At 67.6% G+C, this 24,426-nt stretch carries 22 protein-coding genes and 1 pseudogene; 11 read left to right on the top strand and 12 right to left on the bottom strand.

Translation table 11 applies throughout. From position 1 onward, the window contains the following. Positions 1-120 precede the first annotated feature (120 nt). From aftB to glf, 5 genes are read right to left on the bottom strand one after another with little or no spacing between them, the layout of a single operon-like run. Positions 121-2,094: a terminal beta-(1->2)-arabinofuranosyltransferase gene (aftB, locus tag AWC12_RS20900; RefSeq protein ID WP_272937894.1), complete on the bottom strand. Its 1,974-nt coding sequence runs from the start codon at positions 2,092-2,094 to the stop codon at positions 121-123. Next, on the bottom strand, positions 2,072-3,001 hold the full coding sequence (locus AWC12_RS20895; RefSeq protein ID WP_024444094.1) for a decaprenyl-phosphate phosphoribosyltransferase: 930 nt from the start codon (positions 2,999-3,001) through the stop codon (positions 2,072-2,074). The genes aftB and AWC12_RS20895 overlap by 23 nt, the downstream gene beginning before the upstream one ends. Before the next feature lie 28 nt (positions 3,002-3,029). Then, positions 3,030-3,569 (bottom strand): phosphatase PAP2 family protein, encoded by a 540-nt coding sequence (locus AWC12_RS20890; protein WP_085176759.1) that lies wholly within the window; start codon positions 3,567-3,569, stop codon positions 3,030-3,032. Next, positions 3,562-5,502 (bottom strand): glycosyltransferase, encoded by a 1,941-nt coding sequence (locus AWC12_RS20885; RefSeq protein WP_085176757.1) that lies wholly within the window; start codon positions 5,500-5,502, stop codon positions 3,562-3,564. The genes AWC12_RS20890 and AWC12_RS20885 overlap by 8 nt, the downstream gene beginning before the upstream one ends. Continuing rightward, positions 5,499-6,704: a UDP-galactopyranose mutase gene (glf, locus tag AWC12_RS20880; RefSeq protein ID WP_085176755.1), complete on the bottom strand. Its 1,206-nt coding sequence runs from the start codon at positions 6,702-6,704 to the stop codon at positions 5,499-5,501. The genes AWC12_RS20885 and glf overlap by 4 nt, the downstream gene beginning before the upstream one ends. 266 nt (positions 6,705-6,970) lie before the next feature. Here glf and AWC12_RS20875 point away from each other — a divergent pair, with 266 nt between their 5' ends. Further along, the gene (locus AWC12_RS20875) at positions 6,971-7,912 is read left to right on the top strand and encodes a hypothetical protein (RefSeq protein WP_085176753.1); all 942 of its coding nucleotides are present in this window, start codon (positions 6,971-6,973) and stop codon (positions 7,910-7,912) included. Positions 7,913-8,043: 131 nt separating this feature from the next. Beyond that, on the top strand, positions 8,044-9,657 hold the full coding sequence (locus AWC12_RS20870) for an N-acetylmuramoyl-L-alanine amidase (RefSeq protein WP_085176751.1): 1,614 nt from the start codon (positions 8,044-8,046) through the stop codon (positions 9,655-9,657). Here the strand turns inward: AWC12_RS20870 and AWC12_RS20865 are convergent. The 4 genes from AWC12_RS20865 to AWC12_RS20850 form a co-directional block, all read right to left on the bottom strand. Continuing rightward, entirely contained in the window at positions 9,654-12,404 is a 2,751-nt protein-coding gene (locus AWC12_RS20865; RefSeq protein ID WP_234814110.1) for an AAA family ATPase, read from the bottom strand. The two genes, AWC12_RS20870 and AWC12_RS20865, sit on opposite strands and share 4 nt — an antisense overlap. 71 nt (positions 12,405-12,475) lie before the next feature. Beyond that, positions 12,476-13,288, bottom strand: a complete 813-nt coding sequence (locus tag AWC12_RS20860) for a Cof-type HAD-IIB family hydrolase (RefSeq protein WP_085176747.1) — start codon at positions 13,286-13,288, stop codon at positions 12,476-12,478. Then, the gene (locus AWC12_RS20855; RefSeq protein ID WP_085176745.1) at positions 13,285-14,022 is read right to left on the bottom strand and encodes a lysophospholipid acyltransferase family protein; all 738 of its coding nucleotides are present in this window, start codon (positions 14,020-14,022) and stop codon (positions 13,285-13,287) included. Before AWC12_RS20855 ends, AWC12_RS20860 begins: the two co-directional genes overlap by 4 nt. Before the next feature lie 4 nt (positions 14,023-14,026). Further along, a complete protein-coding gene (locus AWC12_RS20850; protein ID WP_024444103.1) occupies positions 14,027-14,782 on the bottom strand; it encodes a lysophospholipid acyltransferase family protein in 756 nt (251 codons plus the stop codon). A gap of 36 nt (positions 14,783-14,818) precedes the next feature. Between AWC12_RS20850 and AWC12_RS20845 the strand changes: the two genes are divergently transcribed. From AWC12_RS20845 to AWC12_RS20835, 3 genes are read left to right on the top strand one after another with little or no spacing between them, the layout of a single operon-like run. Next, complete coding sequence (locus AWC12_RS20845) at positions 14,819-15,538, top strand: aminoglycoside 3'-phosphotransferase (protein WP_024444104.1); 720 nt, start codon at positions 14,819-14,821, stop codon at positions 15,536-15,538. A gap of 50 nt (positions 15,539-15,588) precedes the next feature. Further along, positions 15,589-17,142, top strand: a complete 1,554-nt coding sequence (locus AWC12_RS20840) for a Rieske 2Fe-2S domain-containing protein (RefSeq protein WP_024444105.1) — start codon at positions 15,589-15,591, stop codon at positions 17,140-17,142. A gap of 1 nt (position 17,143) precedes the next feature. Continuing rightward, positions 17,144-17,494 (top strand): hypothetical protein, encoded by a 351-nt coding sequence (locus tag AWC12_RS20835; RefSeq protein ID WP_024444106.1) that lies wholly within the window; start codon positions 17,144-17,146, stop codon positions 17,492-17,494. Here AWC12_RS20835 and serS read toward each other — a convergent pair. Continuing rightward, positions 17,491-18,750, bottom strand: coding sequence for a serine--tRNA ligase (gene serS / locus AWC12_RS20830; protein WP_085176743.1), 1,260 nt, complete (start codon positions 18,748-18,750; stop codon positions 17,491-17,493). The two genes, AWC12_RS20835 and serS, sit on opposite strands and share 4 nt — an antisense overlap. A 121-nt stretch (positions 18,751-18,871) precedes the next feature. On the opposite strand from serS, the gene AWC12_RS20825 reads away from it, so the two are divergent. The 3 genes from AWC12_RS20825 to AWC12_RS20815 are packed head-to-tail and all read left to right on the top strand — an operon-like array spanning position 18,872 to position 20,884. Beyond that, positions 18,872-20,260, top strand: coding sequence for a septum formation family protein (locus AWC12_RS20825; RefSeq protein WP_024444108.1), 1,389 nt, complete (start codon positions 18,872-18,874; stop codon positions 20,258-20,260). Between the two features lie 4 nt (positions 20,261-20,264). Then, the gene (locus AWC12_RS20820; protein ID WP_024444109.1) at positions 20,265-20,615 is read left to right on the top strand and encodes a metallopeptidase family protein; all 351 of its coding nucleotides are present in this window, start codon (positions 20,265-20,267) and stop codon (positions 20,613-20,615) included. Positions 20,616-20,674: 59 nt separating this feature from the next. Then, positions 20,675-20,884 carry a hypothetical protein gene (locus tag AWC12_RS20815; protein ID WP_024444110.1) on the top strand — a complete coding sequence of 70 codons (210 nt, stop codon included), beginning with the start codon at positions 20,675-20,677 and terminating at the stop codon, positions 20,882-20,884. Here the strand turns inward: AWC12_RS20815 and AWC12_RS20810 are convergent. Further along, positions 20,864-21,556: a histidine phosphatase family protein gene (locus tag AWC12_RS20810; protein ID WP_024444111.1), complete on the bottom strand. Its 693-nt coding sequence runs from the start codon at positions 21,554-21,556 to the stop codon at positions 20,864-20,866. The two genes, AWC12_RS20815 and AWC12_RS20810, sit on opposite strands and share 21 nt — an antisense overlap. Beyond that, positions 21,553-22,473: a prephenate dehydratase gene (gene pheA, locus AWC12_RS20805; protein WP_024444112.1), complete on the bottom strand. Its 921-nt coding sequence runs from the start codon at positions 22,471-22,473 to the stop codon at positions 21,553-21,555. Before pheA ends, AWC12_RS20810 begins: the two co-directional genes overlap by 4 nt. A gap of 112 nt (positions 22,474-22,585) precedes the next feature. On the opposite strand from pheA, the gene AWC12_RS20800 reads away from it, so the two are divergent. From AWC12_RS20800 to AWC12_RS31380, 3 genes and pseudogenes are all read left to right on the top strand, one after another. After that, positions 22,586-23,386: a DUF2470 domain-containing protein gene (locus tag AWC12_RS20800; RefSeq protein ID WP_024444113.1), complete on the top strand. Its 801-nt coding sequence runs from the start codon at positions 22,586-22,588 to the stop codon at positions 23,384-23,386. Between the two features lie 28 nt (positions 23,387-23,414). Then, positions 23,415-24,206 (top strand): CPBP family intramembrane glutamic endopeptidase, encoded by a 792-nt coding sequence (locus AWC12_RS20795; protein ID WP_412093717.1) that lies wholly within the window; start codon positions 23,415-23,417, stop codon positions 24,204-24,206. An 18-nt stretch (positions 24,207-24,224) separates the two neighbouring features. Continuing rightward, positions 24,225-24,426 (top strand): annotated as a pseudogene (locus AWC12_RS31380) (hypothetical protein); the annotation flags it as partial.

Here is a 24,426-nt window from a genome sequence, read left to right as displayed (position 1 = left end):
TGACGCCGCTCAAGTACTGCTCGCGTTCACCGTCACATGCCTTATCTGAACGACATGGCTGCAGCGTTACGAAAGCAGAAAACCCGTGCTGCCAGCAAATCGCCTAAAGTCAGCGCCCTGTCAGGGACCCTCTGCCGGCATTCCGGCGTAAGGCGGATTCACCGGTTCGGGCAAGGGCAGACCGCACCTGGCGAGTTCGTAGAGCGGCACCCGGTCGATGCGATAGCGGGTGAACTCCGCCGCGTGGATCAGGTTCGACAGGAACCGCCTCGGGCTCATCGGCGCGCGGATCGCGTTGAGCACGGCCTCGGTGTCCGGACATTTCAGCGCGGCCGCTGCCTGCCGGATCCAGTCCTCGTCCAGATAGTCCGGAATGTAGGGCTCCTCCTTGAAGAACGGCCCTTCGGCGACGGCCCAGTCCGGGAACAGGTTCTTGTCGTGGCCGATGCGACCGTCCTCGATCCTCGCGGTGTGCGCGGCCAGTGGGTTGGCCAGGCCGATCTGGTCGATCACCCGGACGTCGAGACCGACGTTCATCCCGAGCATGCCCAGGTTGGTGAAGAACACCGTGTGCGGACCGATGTAGTCCCTCGGGGCGTCCGGCGGCGGCGGATAGGCGGGCACGACGTCCCACATGTCGTAGGGGCCGGCCGGGAGCAACAGTGCGCCGTCGGGAGTGTTCTCGATCGCCTCCAACACCGCACGCATCCGCGGATAGTCCAGATAGTCCGCCGCGGTGAGCGGATGGGCGTGGCCAGTGGCCTGCGCGTAGAAACGGCGCTCGTCGACGATGCCCGTATAGGTGACGCGGGTCGCGTCGGCCCCCATCCCGGGCGAGTTGGCCGCCCACAGCGCCCAGCCTGCCACCGCGAACCACAGCAGCGCCGCCGCGCCCGCATACAGATAGCTTGCGCCCCTGGCCATCCGGCGGACGTCGGGCAGCATCAACGGAATCACCGAGACCGGAGCGATGAGGCAGAACAGCGGCGTCAGCAGCACCCGCCCGTGCATGAAGTCACCGCCCTGGCGAATCCAGTACACCGCCTGCAACACGCCGCTGACGAGCATGAAAACGACTACCGCGGAAGGACTTTGCACCGTCCGTGCGAGCCAGCCCGAACCGGCGGGCGCTCTCCGGTTCACCGATGCCGGCCGTCCGCACAGCAGCATCACCATGATCGCCAAACCGATCAGCAGCACAGCGGGAGCCCACAGCAGATAGGGCTGGTTGAAGTTGGCGAGATAGATGAAACCCTGCTCCCACTTCGCGCCGGTCGCGTCCTTGGCCAGTGCCGTTCCGGGAAAGAGCAGGCCGTAATAGCCCATCCGGAAGATCTGGTAGGCCACCGGCAGCAGGCCGCCCGCGACGACGATCAACGCGCGCCGACGCCAGCCCTTCGTGGCAATGAGCATCATCACCAGCGCGAGACCGCCGATGAGTGCGAGCTCGGGCCGCACGAGCACGCTGAATCCGGCGACGACAGCAAGAATCAGATCGAAGGCGCCGGACGTGCGCTCACTCCGCAGCGACTGCGACCAGACGACCATCATCCACCACAGCAGGCCGAGATAGGCCAGCACCAAACCGTTTTCGAGGCCCGAGGTGGCGAAGTCGCGGGCTGGCGGCAGCGCGATGTACACCAGGGCACCTGCGGGCAGCAGCAGTGCCTGACGACCACGCAGCGTGGGCGCGTAGAGCCTGGCCGTACCCAGCATGACCAGGACGATGCCCAGAACACTGAGTAGCAGCGCGAACGTCAGCGCCACATACTCCAGGCGCGCCGGCCCGGAGATCAACCCGCCCAGGTACATCAGATACGACCACGCCGTGGATGTGTTCGCCTCCACCCGCTCACCCGCGTTGAAGACGGGGCCGTTGCCCGCCAACATGTTCCGCGTGGTGCGCAACACGATGAGGCCGTCGTCGGCGATCCAGCGGCGCTGCCAGGCGCCCCAGCCGAACAGCACCGCCACCACGGTGACGCTCAGCCACAGGCTGAGCCGCACCCACACGCCATACGGGAAGGCGGGCCAGCGCGTCAGCCGGCCCGCCGCGACAGCAGAGAGCGTGTCAGCCGAGGAAGACTGCTGCACCGATGGTCCCGATCCACGCCAGCAACAGCAGCTGCAGGACGCGGTCCTTCAGCGCGATCTCTTCGGGCTCGCCGGCAAGTCCACCGTCGACGTCGACGGCGTAACGCAGGATGGCGATGGTGATGGGAATGATGGTGACCGCATACCAGGACGCGTTGGCGCCGTCGCGCTCGAAGGCCCACAGGCTGTAGCAGACCACCATGGCCGTCGCCGCCACCGTCCACACAAATCGCAGATAGGACGCCGTATAGCTTTCGAGTGACTTGCGGATCTTGGCGCCCGTACGTTCGGCCAGTTGCAGTTCGGCGTAACGCTTTCCGGCGACCATGAACAGCGAGCCGAACGTCATCACCAGCAGGAACCACTGTGACAGCGGGATGCCGGCGGCCGCGCCGCCCGCGATCGCCCGGATCAGATACGCCGACGAGACGATGCAAATGTCAAGCACCGCTTGATGTTTGAGTCCAAAGCAGTACGCTAGCTGCATCGCGATGTAGACCGCGATCACGACGGTGAGGTTAGGCGAGGCGATCAACGAGATCCCCAGCGCGGCGAGGCCCAGGACCACCGCAATCGTGTAGGCCAGCCATTCGGGCACCACGCCCGCGGCGATCGGCCGGAACCTCTTGGTCGGGTGTTGACGGTCGGCCTCCACGTCGCGGGAGTCGTTGACCAGATAGATGCAGGACGCGGCCATCGAGAAGGAGACGAATGCGATCAGGATGTTGATCGCCATCTCGTCGTAGTCGTAGGGGACCTCGGCACCCAGAGCGGCGATCGGTGCCGCGAGCACCAGAAGGTTCTTGACCCACTGCTTGGGGCGGATCGCCTTGATGATCCCGGTGACGACGTTCTTCGGCGGGCCGGCCGCCGAGTTCGTCGCGGATGCGACTTCCGATGTGCTCATCGCCACCCTCTGCTCTTCGCGCAAGCGCTCATCGCGCAACTCCTCTGCTCTTCGCGCAAGCGCTCATCGCCACTCCTTCGACGACCTTCGCAACAGCCGTCCCGACCGCGACACCCGCGAGTACGTCAGTCGGGTAGTGCACGCCGACCACCAGGCGGGACAGCACCATCGGCGGCACCAGCAGCGCGGGCAACGGCAGACCGGTCGGCCGCGCCAGCAGCACCGCGGCCGCCGTCGTCGACGTGGCGTGGGCGGACGGGAAGCTCAGCCGACTCGGAGTGCCGACGTTGACCGCGATCGCCGGGTGGTGAGGGCGTTCGCGCCGAACCACCCGCTTGATCACGACGGCGGCGGCGTGGGCCAGGAAGGCGCCGGCACCGGCGGCGAGGTACTCCCGCCGCTTGGTCGGCGACAGCAGCGCGCCGAGCGCGGCCAGTGCCAGCCAGCCAAGACTGTGTTCACCGAAGTGGGAAAGTCCACGAGCGGCAGGCAAAACCCCGGGCCGTTGCGCCAGTGCGGACTGCACGGCCACCAGCACGGCGTCTTCGCCGCGCGGTTGCTCAGCCATTGCCTGCTTCTGCGTTGAGGACGCTCTCCCACCTCTGCGTGCTGGTCAGCGTCGGCAGGGCGGCCCGATACACCTTGCGCATGCGGTTGAACTTGCGCGCCAGCAGCGCCTGGCGCTTCACCGACTCGCGCAGGAGCTCGAGCATCTTCTCCCGGTCACGCTGCCGGTACACCACGCCCCTGCCGTCGGCGGTCGTCACCGTCACGCCGTCGACGTTGCACAGGGAGAACCAGCGCGCGTCCTGCGTGGCGACGTTGATCTGCGGGCGCTGGTGGTGCACCGGATCATGCTGCTTGAGCTGGTGCATGACGCCGCGGGTGAGTCTCATGGAGATCGCCACCGGGTTGGTCGGGATGTTGACTTTCTTCCGCCACCGCTTGTCCGACGGGGCGGGCAGCGCGGTCGCACTTTCCAGCACCACCGCGTCGGGGAACTCCTGGCGCATCTTTCGCACGTCCGGCAGGGCGGACTCCAGGATCGAGAAGATGTGCTCTGGCCCGGCCAGGAAGTCGTCCATCGCCTTGTTCTGGATGGCGACGGTCGAATACTCAAGGCACAAAAGGTGTTTGAGAGTGGCCTTCATGTGGCTGGCGAGTAGACCGCTGATCTTGCCGTCCCAGTGCAGCGCGGCGACGACCAGCCTGTTGCGCAGATGGAAGTAGGCCTGCCAGTCAATGGCATCGTCCTTGTCGCTCCACGCCATGTGCCAGATCGCCGCGCCGGGCAGCGTGACCGTCGGATAGCCGTGCTCACCGGCGCGCAGTCCGTAATCCGCGTCATCCCACTTGATGAACAACGGCAGCGGCTGACCGAGTTCCTCGGCGACCTGGCGGGGGATCATGCACATCCACCAGCCGTTGTAGTCGACGTCGATGCGCCGGTGCAGCAGGCGGCTGCGGTATTCGTCCTCGTCGTTGAGTGGGTACTTCGCGAAGTTGTGGTCGTATTCGGTGTTGACGGCGCCGGTCCACATGAAGTTCTCGGAGTCGACCATCTCGCCCATCACGTGCAGGTGCGACGGTTCCTGCAGGTTGAGCATCTGGCCGCCGACGAGCGTCGGCACCTTCGCGAACCGGTTGAGTGCCAGCGCACGCAGGATCGAGTCGGGTTCGATGCGAATGTCGTCGTCCATGAACAGGATCTGTTCGCAGTCGGTGTTCTTCAGTGCCTCGTACATGACGCGGCTGTAGCCGCCCGAGCCACCGAGGTTCGGCTGGTTGTGGATTGACAGTCGGTTGCCCAGCGCCGACGCGGCCGCCTCGAAGCCGGGATGGTCCTTGGCCTTCTTGGTGCCCTGGTCGGAGACGATCACCGCGCTGATCACCTCGTCCACGAACGGATCCGAGGTCAGCGCGGCCAGTGCGTTGACACAGTCCGACGGCCGGTTGAACGTAGGGATTCCGACGGCGATGCTGGCCCGTCCGGGTGCCGCGATCGGCGCGTACCAGCCCGCGTGGTGCAGTGTGGACTTCGCGTCGGTGGTGATGTCGAACCAGATCCAGCCGCCGTCCTCGAACGGGGTCAGCTCGATCTCGAACTCGCACACTGCGGGGTCCGGCGATCCCTCTTCGCTGTGAACAGGGGCGCCGCCGACGGTGATGCGGGCGCCGGTTGCCTTGGACCGGTAGACGTCGACGCGCGCGCTTCCGGTGAGCTCGACGCGCAGCACCACCGACTCGAGGATCGACCACCGCCGCCAGTAGCTGGCCGGGAACGCGTTGAAGTAGGTGGCGAAGGACACCTCGGATTCGGCGCCTATCTCCAGCGAGGTGCGCGTGGGCGCGTGGGCGCGCCGCGCGTTGGTATCCGATTCCTCTATATAGAGCTTGCGGACGTCGAGCGGTTCACCCGGCCGCGGCAGGATGACGCGGGTCAGGGGGCTGACCGCCCGCGACTGCCCGGGCTGCAACGCTCCGGACGGGATGTCACTCATGCTCGGTTGCTTTCTGTGTTGGGCTCGACCAGCGGCGCCCCGTCGCGCAGATGGGGCGCGAGGGTGTTGTCGTACATATTCAGCGCGCTGGCGATCGCCATGTGCATGTCCAGGTACTGGTAGGTGCCCAGTCGGCCACCGAACAGAACCTTCGATGACGCCGTCTCGGCTTTGGCCCGCGCCCGGTAGGCGGCGAGCACCGCGCGGTCGGCGTCGGTGTTGATCGGATAGTAGGGCTCGTCGTCGTTCTCGGCGAACCGCGAGTACTCCCGCATGATCACCGTCTTGTCCGTCGGGTAGGCCCGCTCCGGATGGAAGTGCCGGAACTCGTGGATGCGGGTGTAGGGCACGTCGGCGTCGTTGTAGTTCATCACCGGGGTGCCTTGAAAATCTCCGGTGTCCAGCACCTCGAGCTCGAAGTCCAGGGTGCGCCATCCCAGCCGGCCTTCGGCGTAATCGAAGTAGCGATCCAGTGGGCCGGTGTACACGACGGGCGCGTCGGGACTGTCGGCCCGCAGCTGATCCCGGACGTCGAACCAGTCGGTGCCCAGACGCACCTCGATGCGCTCGTCGGCGGCCATGTTCTCCAGCCAGGCGGTGTAACCGTCGACGGGCAGACCCTCGTACGTGTCGTTGAAGTAGCGGTTGTCGAAGGTGTAGCGCACAGGCAGGCGCGTGATGTTGCTCGCGGGCAGCTGCTTGGGGTCTGTCTGCCACTGCTTGGCGGTGTAGTGCTTGACGAACGCCTCGTACAGCGGGCGCCCGATCAGCGAGATGGCCTTTTCTTCCAGATTCTGTGCATCGGCCGTCTCGATTTCGGCGGCCTGCTCTTTGATCAGCGCGCGGGCCTCGTCCGGGGTGAAGTAACGGCCGAAGAACTGGCTGACCAGACCAAGGCCCATCGGGAACTGATAGGCCTGCCCGTCATGCAGCGCGAAGACGCGGTGCTGGTAGCCGGTGAAGTCGGTGAACTGCCGCACGTAGTCCCAGACTCGCTGATTACTGGTGTGGAACAGATGCGCGCCGTACTTGTGGACCTCGATGCCGGTCTGTGGTTCGGCCTCCGAGTAGGCGTTACCGCCGATGTGCGGGCGCCGGTCGACGACGAGGACGCGCTTGTTGAGCTGCGTCGCCGCCCGCTCGGCAATCGTGAGGCCGAAGAACCCGGAGCCCACGACGAAAAGATCGAATCCAGAGTTCATCGGCAGCAAGGGTATCGGACCAAGGCGGTCCGACCCGAGTTGGCGGGGCCGGGGCCTGGGCGAGCGAAGCGACGGGAAGAGGCAAACAGGGCGAGCGAAGCGACGGGAAGAGGCAAACAGGGCGAGCGAAGCGACGGGAAGGTTCGACAGGTCGCGATTCGCTCACGATTCAGTCTCATCACTCTGGACTCACCAGTCACATCAGTAACATCGATCGCGAACGACTAACCGATTTCTACACAACCCCCTGTATCGAGGAGACTTCCGTGCCGAACCGACGTCGCCGCCGGCTCTCGACAGCCCTGAGCACAGTCGCCGCTCTGGCAGTCGCGAGTCCTGTTGCTGTTATTGCTGTTTCAGAGCTTTCCGCCCAGGCTGGGACCCAAGGCGCACCCCAGCACCGTGAGTTCGTCCAGGCCGCCACCATCACAGACCTACCCGGCGAGCTGATCACCGCCCTCTCCCAGGGTCTTTCGCAGTTCGGGATCAATCTGCCGCCCATGCCCACCGGCCTGCTGACCGGAACGGGTGCCTCGGCTCCGACCACGCTCACCAGCCCGGGACTGGGCACCGCCGGCCTGATGCCGGGGTTGTCCGCGGCACCGTCGCTGACCGACCCCAGTCTCGCCAATCCGGCCCTGACCACGCCCGGCCTCACCGCGCCCGGCCTGACCACGCCGGGACTCACCACGCCCGGTCTGACCACACCTGGTCTGACCACTCCGAGCCTGACCGATCCGGCGCTGGCTTCCCCCGGACTCACAACGCCATCCCTGACCGACCCCGGACTCGCATCTCCTCTCACGCCTGGGCTGACCACGCCGCCCGCCTTGACGGACCCAGCCCTGGGAGCAATGCCGATCTCCACGTCCGGACTGCCCGCCACCGGTGAGATCCCGATCTCGGCACCGATCGGGCTGGACCCAGCACTGGGTTCGTATCCGGTGCTCGGCGACCCGACACTGGCCGCGACCCAGCCGGCCGCATCCACCAGTGGTGGACTGCTCGGCGATCTGACCAGCGCCGCCAACTCACTGGGCGCCGGCGAGGCGATCGACCTCCTCAAGGGCGTCCTGATGCCCGCAATCATGTCCGCAGTCAAGCCGCCGGTGCCCGCGGCACCCCTGGCGACGGCCGCCGGGGACGTCGCCGCCCCCGTGGAAGCGGGCCTCGGCGCCGCCGAAGCCGCGGTCGAGCCGGGCGCGTAATTCCGGTCCTGTCACGGAACGGCACCGCAGAAGCGCTGAGGCGCTCTGCGGTGCCGTTGTGGTGACGTCGCGATACGCGCGCTCGCGTGTCGCAACACGAGTATCACCTGGCACATACGTAACATCAGTCCGTGCTGTATCGTCGCCCCGCACCGTCGATACTGTTCACCGCGCTTGCGGCGACAGTGGTGCTGCTGCCGTGGGCGATTTCCGGCGTCCCCGGCGAGGCGGAGGACGCCGCAACCGCCGCTCCTCAACTCGTCCAGCAGCCGCTGACCGACCTCGGCGCCGGCGAGACGATCCGCGAACTACACCAAGACACGCCCTTCTCTCTGGTCGCACTGACCTCCGACGACCTCCGCGGGACGTCTGCGCGCGTGCGTGCGAAGAAGGACGACGGCTCGTGGGGACCCTGGTACGAGGCAGAGCCGCTGGAGGGTGTCGGCGCGGACCTGCCGGGGCCACGCGGCACCGAGCCGGTGTTCATCGGGCGCACTCACACCGTGCAGATCGCGGTGACGCGCCCACCCGGCGCGCCGACGACACCGCCGGCCGCGCCACGCAAGCCCGACGACAAACCACCGCTGGGATACGTACCGGCCAACGTCGAGCAGCCGTTCGCACAGAACGTCACCGCTGTACTCATCAGCCCGCCCGAGGCGCCGCCGGATCTCGGTCCGCTACCCAGCGCCGCGACCCCCGCCGGCCAGCCACCGCAGATCATCAACCGCGCGGCGTGGGGCGCCGACGAGGGCATGCGATGCGGAGAACCACGCTACGACACCAGAATTCGGGCCGGCGTCGTTCACCACACCGCCGGTAGCAACGAGTACGCGCCCGGTGACTCCGCCGGCATCATCAGATCGATCTACGAGTACCACACACGCACTCTGGGCTGGTGCGACATCGCCTACAACGCGATGGTCGACAAGTACGGTCAGGTCTTCGAAGGCCGCGCAGGAGGCATGAATCGGCCCGTCGAAGGCGCCCACACCGGCGGCTTCAACCACAACACGTGGGGCGTCGCGATGCTGGGCAACTTCGAGACCGTTCCCCCCACCCCGATCCAATTGCGCAACACCGGAAGACTTCTCGGCTGGGTGCTGGGCCAGGCGGGTGTCGATCCGCTCGGCGCGGTGGTACTGCCGTCAGAAGGTGGTTCGTTCACCAAGTTCCCGTTCGGCGCGTCGCCGACGCTGCCGACGATCTTCACGCACCGCGACGTGGGTATCACCGAGTGCCCAGGCGCCGCGGCCTATGCGCTGATGCCCGAGATTCGCAACATCGCTGCGCGGTTCAACGATCCGCCCGGCCCCGAGCAACTCGCCGAGAAGCTGCGCGGCGGTGCGATCTTCGCGAAGTGGGAGTCGCTCGGCGGAGTCAACAGCTACCTGGGCAGACCCACCTCCCCCGAGGCGTCTGGTCTGGGTTCGACGCGCTACGTGACCTTCGAGCACGGCGCCGTGTACTGGTCGCCCGAAAGCGGCGCCGAGCCCGTCACCGGTGAGCTGTACAAGGCGTGGGGTGCGCTGGGATTCGAGCGCGGAGCACTGGGCCTTCCGACCAGTGCCGAGATCGCGACCCCGCTGTGGATTGTGCAGAACTTCCAGCACGGCACGCTCAACTTCGACAGGGAGAAACAGACAGTGACACGGGTGTTCGACGGCGTCCCCGTTGAATTGCCCCCCGCCGACCTCAATCCGGTTCAGCTGGAACGCTTCACACCCGCTACCAACCCGGTCTAAGACTGCCGCAATCGCTTGCCCAGCTGCGCCCGGGACCGGATCCCCAGCTTGCGATACACGCGGGTGAGATTGGTCTCGACCGTCTTGACACTCACAAACAGGGCCTCGGCGACCTCGCGATTGCTCATCCCTGAAGCGACGAGCTCGGCGACGCGACGTTCGGAGTCGGTGAGCTCCGAGGTCTCGGTGCGTGCCGCCGCGATCCCCGACAACTGCTGTCGAGCCCGATTCACCCACAGCGGAGCGCCCAGCGACTCGAACTCGCGCAGCGCCTCACGCACACACTCGACTGCCGCATCGCGGCGCCGCAACCGGCGCCGCACCTCGCCGAGTACCAGCAGTGAGCGGGCACGCTCGAAAGGCATGGGCAGCCGGTCGTGTTCGGTCATCGCGCGTAGCGCCGCCTGCTCGGCGCCGTCGAGATCACCCTGATCGACGGAGACCAATGCACGGCAACGGCTTCCCACAGCCAGCATCCACGGGCGGTCCAGATGCCGGCCGTTGCGCTCAAGGGCGTCGGTCAGCTCCTCCGCATCGGATCGCCGTCCCACTGCGATCAACGCCTCGACTGCATCGGGCATGAAGCTCGCCGACATCAGTTCCGTGCCGTCGAACGGCCGATACACGTCGATCAGAGGCGCGACGGCTTGTACTGCCGCGTCGTAATCGCCCAGCGACACTTCGAGAAACGCGAGCGCCGTTCTCGCCCATATCGTCAGGGCCGAGTAGCCGGCGCCCTGCGCAAGGGCCCGGTCGACGTGGCGGCGGGCCTGCGCCTCCTGTCCGCGGTAGGCGGCCGAGGCCGCATAGAAGCTCGATGCGATCACCATCGAACCGCCGAGTTGTTCTGCACCCGACAGCATTTCGGTGGCATGCGCATTCGCCTCGTCGTAGCGTCCGCGCCAGATCGCGACCAGGGTTCGGTAGCCCAGAATCGCCACCACATCGTGCTCGGCGCCACGTAGCCGGGAGCGCTCGGCGACCTCGGTCAGCTGGTCGTCGGCCTCTGCCAGTCTGCCCGCGACGCCGAGAGCGAAGCCGCACGTCGCACGGGCATTGAAAGGAATCGGCACATCCACATCAGGATCCTGCAATTCGACCGCGCGCCGCATGACCTCCTCGTCGAGCCCGTCGCCGGCCCGCGCAGCGACGAGCACCCAGAGCGCCAACGCCTGGCTGGTCAGCGCGGATACCCCGGCCCGCTCGGCGATCTCGACTGCCCGTCGCCCTGTGGAGATCTGTTCGTCGAAGCGGCCCGCCATCCCCTGCGCGAAGCACAGCGACACCAGGGAGGCCACCAACACCGCATCGTCGTCCTCGGCGTCACCGCGCGCCTGCTCCAGAAGATCCACCGCCGCGGCGTAGTTGTCCTCGAATGTCCGCACGGCTGCAAGAAGATTGAGGGCGACCGCCCGCAGAACGCCGGGCCGCAGTTCGGCGATCACACCGTCGAGCAGAACCGCGGTTCGCTGCATGTCACCGGCGACGAAATGGTGTTCGGCCGCCCGGATCCTGCGCGACACCTCGCCACCGCCCAGCTCGATCGCCAACTCCACGAGCTCGGCGGCCGCCGCGGGAGCACCGCGCGTCCGCGCGGATTCGGCCGCAGCGTCCAGCGTCGACAGTGTCGCCTCGTCGGCCTCGGTCGTCGCCAACGCCAGATGACGGGCCCGCAATTCCGGTTGGGTGTACAACTGCGCGAGCCGACGGTGAAACTCCCGACGCAGTTCGGGCTCGGCGTTTTCATAGATCCCGCTGGCCAGCAGCGGATGGGTGAACCGAACCCGATTTCCCTCGATGGTGACGATGCCTTCGACCTCGGCGACCTCGAGCATGCCGGTGATCTGCGCCGCGCCGACCCCGATGACGCCGGCCAGCAGATCGACCGTCGGGACGTTGACCGAGGCCGCGACGAGCAGCACGTCGCGCACCTCATCGGAGAGACCGGCGACCCGCAGCCTGACCACATCGGCCAGGGTCTCGGGGAGACGCTGCCCGCGGCCGAGAGGTCCATCGTCGACCACCCGCGCCAATTCCAATGCGTACAAGGGGTTTCCGCCGGATACCTCCGCGATCCGCACGATGGCCGGGCGTGAGAACCGCTTGCCGAGACGGGCCGACAGCATCGTGTGCAACGCGCCCAGACTCATCGGCGGGACCCGCACCCTGACAACTCCCGCGGTGCCGACCTGCAGCCACGACGCGGCACGCTCTCCGAAGTCCTCGCCCGACCGTTCCGTGACCACCACTCCGATCGGCCCCTTCAGCCGCCGCGCGACGAACGCCAGCACCGCGACACTGGAAGGGTCGAGCCACTGGACGTCGTCGATGGCGATGAGCACCGGCGCCTGCGCAGACATCACGTGCACCGCGCTCAGCAGTGCTGCCGCCGTCACCCGTTCGTCGGTAGGCCGACCCCCGGTCGGCTCGCGCAGCATCACCCGGTCGGCGGCCAGGCGCTGCATGTCGGGAAGTCCGGCCAACACCCGTGAATCGATCTTCTCGAACAGATCGGCGACCGCGGCATTGGCCAGTCCGGACTCGGCCTGCGCGGTGCGTGCGGACAGCACCAGGAAGCCGGCACCCTCCGCACGGTCCACGACACCGTTCCACAACGTCGTCTTGCCGATCCCGGCTTCACCCTCGATCAGCAGCCCAGCCGGCTGGCGACCAGCCGCGACAAGGAAATCCTCCACGGCAGAGGCTGGCCCCGCCGGGGAATCGTACGTGCCCCCCACGCCCACCATCATGACAGCGAGCAAATTTACTGGTCCGTCGGTACAGACTGTGTTGCTGGGAACTCCCTGTGGAAGAGCTGTTATAGCCACCAACGCTCGAGCACGCGCGCCACCCCGTCCTCGGCGTTGGTCGCCGTCACCTCGTCGGCGGCGGCGACGGCGTCGGGGTGCGCGTTACCCATCGCGACACCGAGCCCCGCCCACCTCAGCATCGGCACGTCGTTGGGCATGTCCCCGAACGTCACGACGTCGGCGGCCTCGATGCCCAGCGGACGGGCCAGCTCGTCGATGCCGGTGGCCTTGCTGATGCCCAGCGGCACGATCTCGATGAGACCGTTGTTGGTCGAGTAGGTGATGTCACCCTCGACGCCGATGTGCTTGGCGAGCTCGGCGGCCATGTCGGCACTGCGCGCACCCGACTTCCGGATCAGCAGCTTCACCGCGGGTGCGCTGAGCAGATCGTCGATGGACACCTCGGTGTTGTCGGGATTCAGCCAGGCGTGCTCATACCCCGGCGAGCTGACGAACTGGGGTGTGGCCGCATCGTGGGCACTGCGGCCCACCCGCTCCACGGCCAGCCCCGCACCGGGGATCACCCGGGTCGCGATCTCGGCGAGTGCGGCGAGCACGTCGGCCGACAGCGTGCGCGCCGAGATGATGCGGTCCTCCGACGGGTCGTAGATCACCGCGCCGTTGGCACACACCGCCATTGGCGCGAAGCCCAGCTGGTCGACCACCGGTTGCACCCAGCGCGGTGGACGCCCGGTGGCGAGCACGAACTGCGCTCCCGCGTCCACCACCGCGCGCACCACCGAACGCGTTCGGGGGCTGACGTTCTCGTCGTCGTCGAGCAGGGTGCCGTCCACGTCGGTCGCGATCAGCAACGGCGTCATCGGCGATCTCCCCGCCTGCGCGCACGTTCAGCCAACTCGGCCTCCTCCATCACTGCAGCTTCCTCGGGTGTCGGGGCGCTCCCGCCGAGGCGGCGGGGCAACCAGAACGCGCCCGCTGGTTGCTCATACCCGGATTGCGCGTCGTGCAGTAGCTGCGTCATCGACGCACGCAACGTGTCTGCGGCAGCACCGTGGGCCGCGATCGGTTCCCCCGCCGCGACGGTGACCGGAAACTTCTTGCGGCCCAGGGCTTTCGGATGGTCCTTGGTCCACAGACGGTGGGCTCCCCACACGATCAGCGGGACGATCGGCACGTCGGCCTCCTTGGCCATGCGGACCGCGCCGGTCTTGAACTCCTTGAGTTCGAAACTGCGGCTGATCGTCGCCTCCGGGTACACACCCACGATGTTCCCGCGTCGTAAAGATTCCACCGCGGCGGCGTAGGCGCCGGCACCGGCCCGGCGGTCCACCGGGATCGTCCCCGTGTGCTTGATCAGCCAGCCGACCACGAGCACGTCGGTCATCTCCGCCTTGATCATGAACCGCATGCGGCGGCCCCGCCGGGTCGCAGCCAGCGCCGCCGGAAGGAAGTCGACATAGCCGGTGTGGTTGATCGCGATGACGGCTCCGCCGCTGGCCGGGATGTTCTCCAGCCCGCGGAAGGTGATCGTCGTCCCGGTAGCACTCACCGCCAACTTCGCCGTGATCTCCAGCGCGCGGAAGACCGGTTCCATGTGACTATCCCGGCGACTCGCGGCGCGCGGCCTTCTGCTTGGCCTCTTCGGCGTCCATCAGGTTCGCTTCGGCGAGGGTCGGAGCGCCGCCACCCAACCGGTGCGGCACCCAGAACTCTCCGGGCGGGTGCGGCCCGTAGGCGTCCTGCACCTGCTCAAGGAGGTGCTGCATGCGCGAATGCAGCACCGTGGTCAACTCTGCTGCGGGCAGGGTCGGCTCGATCGGCTTGCCCACGGTGATGAAGATCGGCACCTTCGGACGCTTCATGTTCCTGGGGTGGCCCTTCGTCCAGACCCGCTGGGCACCCCAGATGATGTGCGGCACGATCGGCACGCCGGCCGCGATCGCCATCCGAGCGGCGCCGGACTTGAACTCTTTGATCTCGAAGCTGCGGCTGATCGTGGCCTCGGGATAGACCCCGACGAATTCACCTGCGGCGAGTCGCCGGCACGCCTCTTCGAACGACGCGGCACCGCTGGCCCGGTCCACCGGGATGTGTCGCATGCCGCGCATCAGCGGGCCCATGACCTTGTGGTCGAAGACTTCCTTCTTCGCCATGAACCGCACCTTGCGACCCAGATGCTGCTGATAGGCGGGCAGACCGGCAAACGTGAAGTCGAAGTAGCTGGTGTGGTTGATCGCGATCACCGCCCCGCCGGTGCGGGGTAGGTTCTCGACCCCGGTGACGGTGAACTTCAGGCCCTGGAATCGCCAGACCAGCCGGGCAAGCTGGATGGCCGTGCCGTATACCGGTTCCACAGTCGCCAGCGTAGTGCGCGCACAGGAGGGGCCGCGATGAGTGCACCTACCGGATCCCAGCCGGTGCCCGACGTGGTCGCCGACATCGCCGCGGGCAGGCCGGTGACGGCGGTGTGGGTCAACGAACTCGACGGGGTGACCTTCGCCATCGGGTCGACGCCCGCTACCGAGTTCGTGAAGGTCTACCCCGACGCCGTCGCCGGTCTGCTGGCCGCCGAGGTGCCGCGGTTGCGGTGGGCTGCGCTGTACACGCCGGTGCCGGCGGTCCTCGGATCCGGACCCGGCTGGTTGCACACCGCCGCGCTGCCCGGTCGAAGCGCCGTGGACCCGCTGTGGTCGGACGACCCGGAGTCCGCCGCCGTGGCCATCGGGACCGGTCTGCGTCGGCTGCACGACGCGCTGCCCGTCGAGAGCTGCCCGTTCCCGCCACCGTCCTGGGTGGGCGGGCAGTCCCCGACAGGCGCTCCGCCGCCGTCAGACCACCTCGTGGTGTGCCATGGAGATGCGTGCGCGCCGAACACTCTGATGGCCGACGACGGCACCTGGTGCGGGCACGTCGACCTCGGTGACCTGGGTCCCGCGGATCGCTGGGCAGATCTCGCGGTCGCGACCATGTCGCTGGACTGGAACTATCCGAGCGAGGACGACCCGAGCTGGGAGGCCCTGCTGCTGGACGCGTACGGGGTCGCCCCGGACCGGGAGCGCATCGCCTACTACCGCGCTCGGTGGAACGAAGAGCAGCCGGTGCCCGGCTAAACTGTCCGGCGGGCGCGCAGTCGCAACGGTCGTGTCCGGAAGGGATATCTGTGCAGGTCACAAGTGTCGGGCACGCCGGCTTCCACATCGCCACCAAGGCCGGAAGCGTCTTGTGCGACCCGTGGGTGAACCCCGCCTACTTCGCGTCGTGGTTCCCATTCCCGGACAACACGCAACTCGACTGGGCCAGCCTCGGCGACGTCGACTACCTCTACGTCTCACACCTGCACAAGGACCATTTCGACCCGAAGCACCTCGCCGAGTACGTCAACAAGGACGCCGTCGTCCTGCTGCCGGACTACCCCGTGCCCGATCTTCGACGCGAGCTCGAAGAGCTTGGCTTCCACGAGTTCTTCGAGACGACGAATTCCGTCAAACACCGCGTCAGCGGACCCAAGGGCGACCTGGACGTGATGATCGTCGCGCTTCGCGCCCCGGCCGATGGCCCGATCGGGGACTCCGGCCTCGTCGTCGACGACGGAGAAACCGTCGCATTCAACATGAACGACGCGCGGCCCGTCGAGCTCGACATGGTCCACGCCGACTTCGGCCAGGTCGATGTCCACATGCTGCAGTACTCGGGCGCGATCTGGTATCCGATGGTCTACGACATGCCCGCCCGCGCCAAGGAAGCGTTCGGCACCCAGAAGCGTCAGCGCCAGATGGACCGCTGCAGGCAGTACATCGCGCAGGTCGGCGCGACGTGGGTCATCCCGTCGGCCGGACCGCCCTGCTTCCTTGATCCGGAGTTGCGCGATCTCAACGACGACCACGGCGATCCGGCCAACATCTTCCCCGACCAGATGGTCTTCCTCGACCAGATGCGCCGCCACGGCCACGACGGCGGTCTGCTGATGATTCCCGGGTCGACAGCGGAATTCGCTGGCTCGCAATTGACTTCGTTGACCCACCCCCTTCCCGACGATGACGTCGAGGCCATCTTCACCACCGGCAAGGCGGACTACATCGCCGATTTCGCCGAACGCATGGCGCCTGTCCTTGCGGCCGAGAAGGCCGGCTGGGCGCCCGCCGAGGGAGAGCCCCTCCTGGAGCCGCTGCGGGAACTCTTCGAGCCCATCATGATCCAGTCCGACCAGATCTGCGACGGCATCGGGTACCCGGTCGAGCTGCGGCTGGGGGCAGAAACCGTGGTGCTCGACTTCCCGAAAAGAGCTGTCCGCGAAGCAGTTCCGGACGAGAAGTTCCGTTACGGGTTCGGCATCGCGCCCGAGTTGGTGCGCACGGTACTGCGCGACAAGGAACCCGACTGGGTCAACACGATCTTCCTGTCGACGCGGTTCACCGCGTGGCGCGTCGGGGGTTACAACGAATACCTCTACACCTTCTTCAAATGCCTCACCGACGAACGCATCGCCTACGCCGACGGCTGGTTCGCCGAGGCGCACGACGACAGTGCGTCGATTACGCTGGAAGGCTGGGAAATTCAGCGCCGCTGCCCGCACCTGAAGGCCGACCTGTCGAAGTTCGGGGTAGTCGAGGGCACCACGCTGACATGCAACCTGCACGGGTGGCAGTGGAACCTCGACACCGGGAGGTGCCTGACCACCAAGGGACACGAACTGCGCTCGGCGAAGCTGGAGTGACATGACGAACCCGAACGAGCAGCGCCACCCCAAATACTACGACGACGGCCTGATCCAACTGGATCGGGAAGCACTGACGTTGCGGCGCTACCACTTTCCGTCCGGGACCTCCAAGATCATCCCGCTGCGCGACATCCGGGGATACCGTGCGTCTGCACTGGGGCTGGTGCTGGAGCGCTTCCGACTGTGGGGCAGCACCGATCCGCGCCGGTGGATGCCGTTGGACGTCCGCCGACCGCTGAAGTCGACGCTGGTGACCATCGACATCGGGGCCACACCCAACCCGGCATGCACCCCGGCGCGTCCGAATCAGTTCATCCAGCTGCTCGACGAATTTCTCAGTAGCCGTTAGCTTTTGGGCTTGAGCACGTCAACACCGACGTAGGGCACCAGCGCGTCGGGGATCCGCACGCTGCCATCGGGCTGCTGATGGTTCTCCAGGATGGCGACCAGCCAGCGAGTGGTGGCAAGCGTGCCGTTGAGCGTCGCCGCCGTCTGAGGCTTGCCGTTCTCGTCGCGGTAGCGCACGGCGAGCCTGCGCGCCTGGAAGGTTGTGCAGTTCGAGGTGGAGGTCAGCTCGCGGTACGTCTGCTGGGTCGGCACCCATGCCTCGCAGTCGTACTTGCGGGCCGCCGAGGAACCGAGGTCGCCCGCGGCGATGTCGATCACGCGGTATGGCACCTCGATGTGGCCGAGCATCTGCCGCTGCCAGCCCAACAGCCGCTCGTGTTCGGCCTCGGCGTCTTCGGGCTTGCAGTAGACGAAGCCTTCGACCTTGTCGAACTGGTGCACCCGGATGATGCCGCGGGTGTCCTTGCCGTAGCTGCCCGCCTCGCGACGAAAGCACGACGACCATCCGGCGTAGCGCAGCGGGCCCTCGGAGAGATCGAGGATCTCGTCGGAGTGATAGCCCGCCAGCGGCACCTCGGAGGTGCCGACCAGATAGAGGTCGTCCTCGTCGAGGTGGTAGATCTCGTCGGCGTGCGCCCCGAGGAACCCGGTGCCGCGCATGATCTCGGGCCGCACCAGCACCGGCGGGATCATGAGGGTGAAGCCGTTCTCGGTGGCCGTGCGCACGGCGAGCTGGAACAGACCCAGCTGCAGCAGTGCGCCGAACCCCGTGAGGAAGTAGAACCGCGAACCCGAGACCTTGGCGCCGCGCTCCATGTCGATCAGGCCCAGCGCTTCGCCGAGCTCGAGGTGATCCTTCGGATTGTCGAGCGCGGGCGGCTGCCCGACAGTGTCTAGGACCACGAAGTCGTCCTCGCCGCCGGCCGGGACCCCGTCGATGATGACGTTGGAGATCGCCATGTGCGCGGCGGTGTACGCGGCTTCGGCGTCGCTCTGCGCAATCTCAGCGGCCTTGACCTTCTCTGCCAGCTCCTTGGCAGCGGCGAGCAGCCCTGGCCGCTCGTCGGGCGAGGCTTTGCCGACCAGCTTGCTCGCCGACTTCTGCTCGGCGCGCAGGTTGTCAGCGGCCGAGATCGCGGCCCGACGCGCGGCATCGGCGTCGGCGAGCGCGTCGACGAGACCGGGGTCCTCGCCCCGCGCTCGTTGTGATGCGCGGACGGCGTCGGGGTTCTCTCGCAGCACCTTGGGGTCGATCACGCGCCAACCCTACGGGGTCAGCCCGTGACGCGGCTCGGCTGTCAATGTCGCCGCCGACGCGGCTCGGCTGCATAACGTTACAGCTGCATCACTTGTCACAGCACCTGACACGCCTGTCACAATGGACCGGATGTCTGATTCACCCGCATCGACCCAGGGGCACTGGTGGAGGAGCCTCCAGTCCTCGTCGACCCGTCGCGCGCTGCTGCTGACGGCGCTGGGTGGTCTCCTGATCGCCGGCGTGATCACCGTGCTGCCCCAGACGGATCCGTCGGGCGGTCTGACCGCCAACTCGATCTCCCTGGGTCCCCGCGGCAACGACACCTTCGACCACGCCAAGAGCGGGGACTGCCTCAACTGGCCGGACCGCACACCCGATGCCGCCGAGATCGTGGACTGCGCAGGCGAGCACCGGTTCGAGGTCGCCGAGTCCGTCGACATGCGCGCCTTCCCCGGCAGCGAGTACGGTCCGGACGCCGCGCCTCCGTCACCCGCACGCATCCAGCAGATCAGCCAGGAGCAGTGCTCGGCGGCCGTGAAGCGCTACCTCGGTCCGCGCTACGACCCCAACAGCCGCTTCACCGTCAGCATGCTGTGGTCCGGTGACAAGGCCTGGCGCCAGTCCGGCGAGCGGCGCATGCTGTGCGGCCTGCAGCTGCCCGGCCCGAACAATCAGCAGCTCGCGTTCGAGGGCAGGGTCGCCGAGATCGACCAGTCCAAGGTGTGGCCGGTCGGCACCTGCCTCGGCATCGACCCCGCGACCAACCAGCCCACCGACATCCCCGTGGACTGCGCGGCCCCGCACGCCATGGAGGTGACTGGCGCGGTCAATCTGGCCCTGAAGTTCCCCGATGTCCTCCCTCCCGAGACCGAGCAGGACACCTTCATCAAGGACGAATGCACCAAGATGACCGACGCCTATCTGGCGCCGATCAAGCTGCGCGACACGACGCTGACACTGATCTACAGCACGGTGTCGCTGCCCAGCTGGGCGGCGGGCAGTCGTCAGGTGTCGTGCAGCATCGGCGCCACCCTCGGCAACGGCGGCTGGTCGACCCTGCTGAACACCGCCAAAGGTCCGCTGATGATCAACGGTCAGCCGCCGGTTCCGCCGCCGGACATTCCGGAGGAGCGGTTGTCGCTACCCCCGATCCCCGTGCCGGACTCCTCGGCCGACAGCTCTTCGTCATCGAGTTCGTCCTCCTCGGACAGTTCGTCGAGCAGTTCGTCGTCCTCGTCCTCCGACGACAGCCAGCAGCAGACCGTCCACGGTCCGCAGCCGACGACGGCGCCGACGCAGTCCGAGCCGGCGCCCGCCACCGATGTGCCGCCGGGACAGGGCAACACGTTCCTCAACGGTCCTCCGCCCCCTCCGGGCGCCCCACCGGCCGACCAGTTGCCGCCGCCTCCGGCTCCCGCGGCGCCGCTGCTGCCACCGCCGCCTCCGGCTCCCGCACCGCCACCGGCTCCCGCACCGCCGCCGGTCGCGCCGCTTCCACCGGGGCCGTAACCGCGTGACAGTGCGGATGAGCCCGCACCGGTTCGACGAGTTGGTCGGCGACGCGCTCGACCAGATTCCACCGCAGCTGGCGTCGGCGATCGACAACGTGGTGATCCTGGTCGCGGACCGCAACGAGGAGGAGCCCGACATTCTCGGGCTGTATGAGGGTGTCGCGCTCACCGAGCGCGATTCCTGGTATGCCGGGTCGCTGCCGGACACCATCACGATCTATCGCGAGGCGCTTCTCGAGGTGTGTGAGAGCGAGGCCGAGGTGGTCGACGAGGTGGCCATCACGGTGATCCACGAGATCGCCCACCACTTCGGTATCGACGACGACCGGTTACACGAACTCGGGTGGGGCTGAGGCGATCGCACACCGCGCGGCAACCCGATCCTGTCGCCGCCCAGTGCTATGAACGGCACATGACCACTCAGTGCCGCGCCTGCCGTCTGGGCTTGGAGCACTGCCACGGCGCGCTGATCCACCATTCCTTCTCCAGCGCCATCGCCGCCGAATGCACGGAGGACGACTGCTTCGTGGCGTACAACGAACACGAGCTGCACATCGACTGCCGCGCCGTGGGATGTCGCTGCGATGAGGCAGTGGCCGGCTCAGCCCATCGGGTCGGCTGACCGCGACGCGTCAGCTCCCGTCGTCACAGGAGTCTCCGGCCCGAACGGCGGCAACAGCTTTCCCCACTGCAGGCAGCTCCACCGCCCGTCGGTGATCGGGGCAAGGACCACCGATTCTGCGTTGGCCAGGTGGTGGTCGATCGCGAAGTGGTGATCGACGCCGGCGAGGACAGCCGAGACCAGCCTGATCGCCGCGCCGTGACTCACGACGACGATGTCGCCCTGCCAGGCGGCGTCGTCGAGGTAGCGGACGCGGAGCTGGTCGAGAACCGGGACGTAACGATCGAGAACCTGCTGTGCCGTCTCGCCGCCGGGAAGCGCGAGATCGAACTCACCGGCGTGCCAGCGCCGATAGACGGCGTTGAACTCGTCGTGGGCCGCCTCGTCGGAGCGGCCTTCCAGGTCGCCGACCTGAACCTCGTGGATTCCTTCGAACTCGTCGGTGGCGTGCGCCGGACCGAGCTCTGCGGCGATGTGGCCCGCCGTCTGCACGGCGCGGGTGGCGATCGAGTGCGCGATCATCGCGGGCGGGCGCGACAGTCCGCGCGCGAACACGACGGCCTGCTCGCGGCCCAAATCGGTCAGCTCGGCGCCGGGGGGCCGGGTGTCGAGACGGCGACCCACGTTGCCGTGCGACTGCCCGTGCCGCACGAGGACCAGCCGCCCGCTCACGGTTTCCCCTCCCGAAGTCGGTCAAGCCAGGCAGCTGCTTCGTCCAGTGGCGGGGGCGCCGCGCCCACCACGTCGCCCGTCGGCCACGATCCCAGGTAGCGCACGTCGGCGCAGCGCCGGTGCAGCGCCCGCAGTGCCTCGGCCACGGAATCGTCGTCGATGTGCCCGACGAAGTCGAGGAAGAACTTGTACGTGCCCAAGCCTGTCCGCGTCGGCCTGGACTCGATCCGGGTCAGGTCGATGTCGCGAACCGCGAGCTCGGTCATCGCGGCGACGAGTGCTCCGGGAACGTTCTCGAGCTGCAGGACGACCGACGTCCGGTCGGCACCGGTGCATTTCGGCGGCGGGCCCGGGGCACCGACGAGAACAAACCGCGTGCGGGCGTTGGCCTCGTCGACAACGTCGGCGGCCAGGGTGTCCAGGCCGTAGCGCTCGGCGGCCAGGGCGGTGGTGACAGCAGCGTCGGCATGGCCCGCCGCGGCGTCCTGGGCCGCGGCCGCGTTCGAATTCGCCGGCACCAGTTGGGCTTTGGGCAGATTCTCGGCGAGCCAGCGTTTGACCTGGGCGGCTGCCACCGGAAATGCCGCGATCGTGTCGACATCCTCGCCGCGGGCACCCGGGCGCACGGCGATGGTAAAGGCGACGTCGAGCGTCAGCTCCGCGTAGACCTGCAGCGGCGCCCCGTCGGCCAGGCTGTCCAGGGTCGGGATCACCGAGCCGTCGATGGAGTTCTCGATCGGCACGCAGGCGAAGTCCGCCTCGCCCGCGCGGACCGCGGCCAACGCCGCGACCGTGCTCTCGGCCGGGATGGGGGTCACCGGTTCGCCGCCGGACGGGATCAGGCCGTTGGCCGCCAGTGCGCGCAACGCTGCCTCGGTGAACGTCCCCTCGGGGCCGAGGTATGCGATGCCGGGCACCGCACCACACTAGCGGTTGGCGTGGTAATCGCATTCCGCTGCGGAGAAGCCTTGCGCTTCGCGTGAGATGCTAGTTAAGTTAGGCTCACCTTACCAACCGAAAGGTAGCGCGATGGCATCACCAGCACTGACTGCAGCACCCACGACCGCGGAGCGGATCCGGAGTGCGTGTGTACGTGCCGGCGGCGCAATGCTGGCCGTCGAGGGACTCGATCCGACCACCACGCCCGTCCATCACCTCCTCGACGACGGTTCGTTCGCCATCACCGTTCCGGCGGGCGGCACACTGGCGACGACGGTGGTCTCGGCGGGCATCGCAGGCATCCAGGCCGTCCTGGAGATGACCGATTACGCGCCGCTGCCACTACGCGAACCGGTGCGTTCCCTGGTCTGGATTCAGGGCAGGCTTCGGGACGTCCCGATGAGCGAAATCCCCGAACTGCTCGATTTGATCGCCGCTAGCGAACCCAATCCAGCACTGCTGCAAGTGAACTCAGGTCCGGCCCGAGCCGAGGGCGATACCCGCTACACCCTGATGCGCCTTGAGATCGAATCCGTCGTGGTCGCCGATTCGACCGGCGCCGAATCTGTTCCGCTCGGGGCACTACTCGGCGCGCGTCCGGATCCGTTCTGCGCCATGGAGTCCTGCTGGTTGCAACACATGGAGTCCGCGCATCGCGACGTCGTCGAGCGGCTGGCCACGCGGCTGCCCACGTCGCTGCGCCGCGGCCGGGTCCGCCCGCTGGGACTGGACCGCTACGGCGTCCAGTTGCGGGTCGAGCGAGAGGACGGCGACCACGACGTCCGGCTTCCGTTCGCCAGGCCCGTCGACGACGTGACAGGCCTCAGTCAGGCCATCCGCGTGCTGATGGGATGCCCGTTCCTCAACGGTCTGAGAGCGCGGGGCGTCTGAGCGCTGCCGACTACCGCGTGCCGCTACCGTGGCTGCGGTGAGCGCGACCGACGCAGACCCGGCAAGCGGAGACCTGACCGACGCGCAGCGTCGCGCCCTGCGCATCGAGATCGCCGTCGTCCTGGCAGTCACGTTCGGCCTGAGCGCCTACACCGCGCTGCTGCGACTCGTCGAGAGCGTGCTTCTGGGCCTGTCCGGGCAGACGGTCGCCCTCAACCCGAAGCGTTCGCCGTTCGACACCATCGACCTCGGCCTCAACCTGGCCAGCCTGTTTCAGCTGGTGGCCTGGGGACTTCTGGCCGTCTATCTACTGTGGCGCGGCGGAGACGGTCCCCAACGGATCGGCCTCACCCGAATCCGTTGGCGCCAAGACATTCTCGGCGGTGTCGGGTTGGCAATGCTGATCGGCGTCCCGGGGCTGGCGCTCTATCAGATCGCCAGGATCATCGGACTGAACGCCTCCGTCGAGCCCGCCGAGCTCAACGACACCTGGTGGCGCATCCCGGTCCTGCTGCTGCTGGCGTTCGGCAACGGCTGGGCCGAGGAGGTCATCGTCGTCGGCTTTCTGATGACGCGGTTGCGCCAGCTGAAGGTCAATCCGTGGACCGCACTGGTCGTCTCGAGTCTGCTGCGCGGCGCCTACCACCTCTACCAGGGGTTCGGCGCCGGGCTGGGCAACGTCGCGATGGGGCTCGTCTTCGGATATGTGTGGCAGCGCACCGGCAGGCTGTGGCCACTGATCATCGCGCACACCCTCATCGACGTGGTGGCGTTCGTCGGGTACTCGCTGCTGGCGGGGCGACTCGGCTGGCTGCTCTGACGCACGTACATTCTTATGGTGACCGACAAGCGGCCGCCTTTCCCGGGGCCGGTCCCGCCGCCTCCTCCGCGCGGAAACCCCGGCCGCCGTGAGCCCTCCCAGGTGATCCGTCGCGACCCGAACTACCGGCCACCCGGGCCGGATCACTGGCCGCCCAACCCGCCGACCCCACCTCGTCGGCCCGCTCCACCGCCAACCCCACCCCAGCGCAGGCCCGCGC

The organism is Mycolicibacterium iranicum (assembly GCF_002101705.1).
GTDB classification, from domain to species: domain Bacteria; phylum Actinomycetota; class Actinomycetes; order Mycobacteriales; family Mycobacteriaceae; genus Mycobacterium; species Mycobacterium iranicum.
Note: the sequence above shows the minus strand (reverse complement) of the source record. Positions and strands in the feature narration are given on the sequence as shown.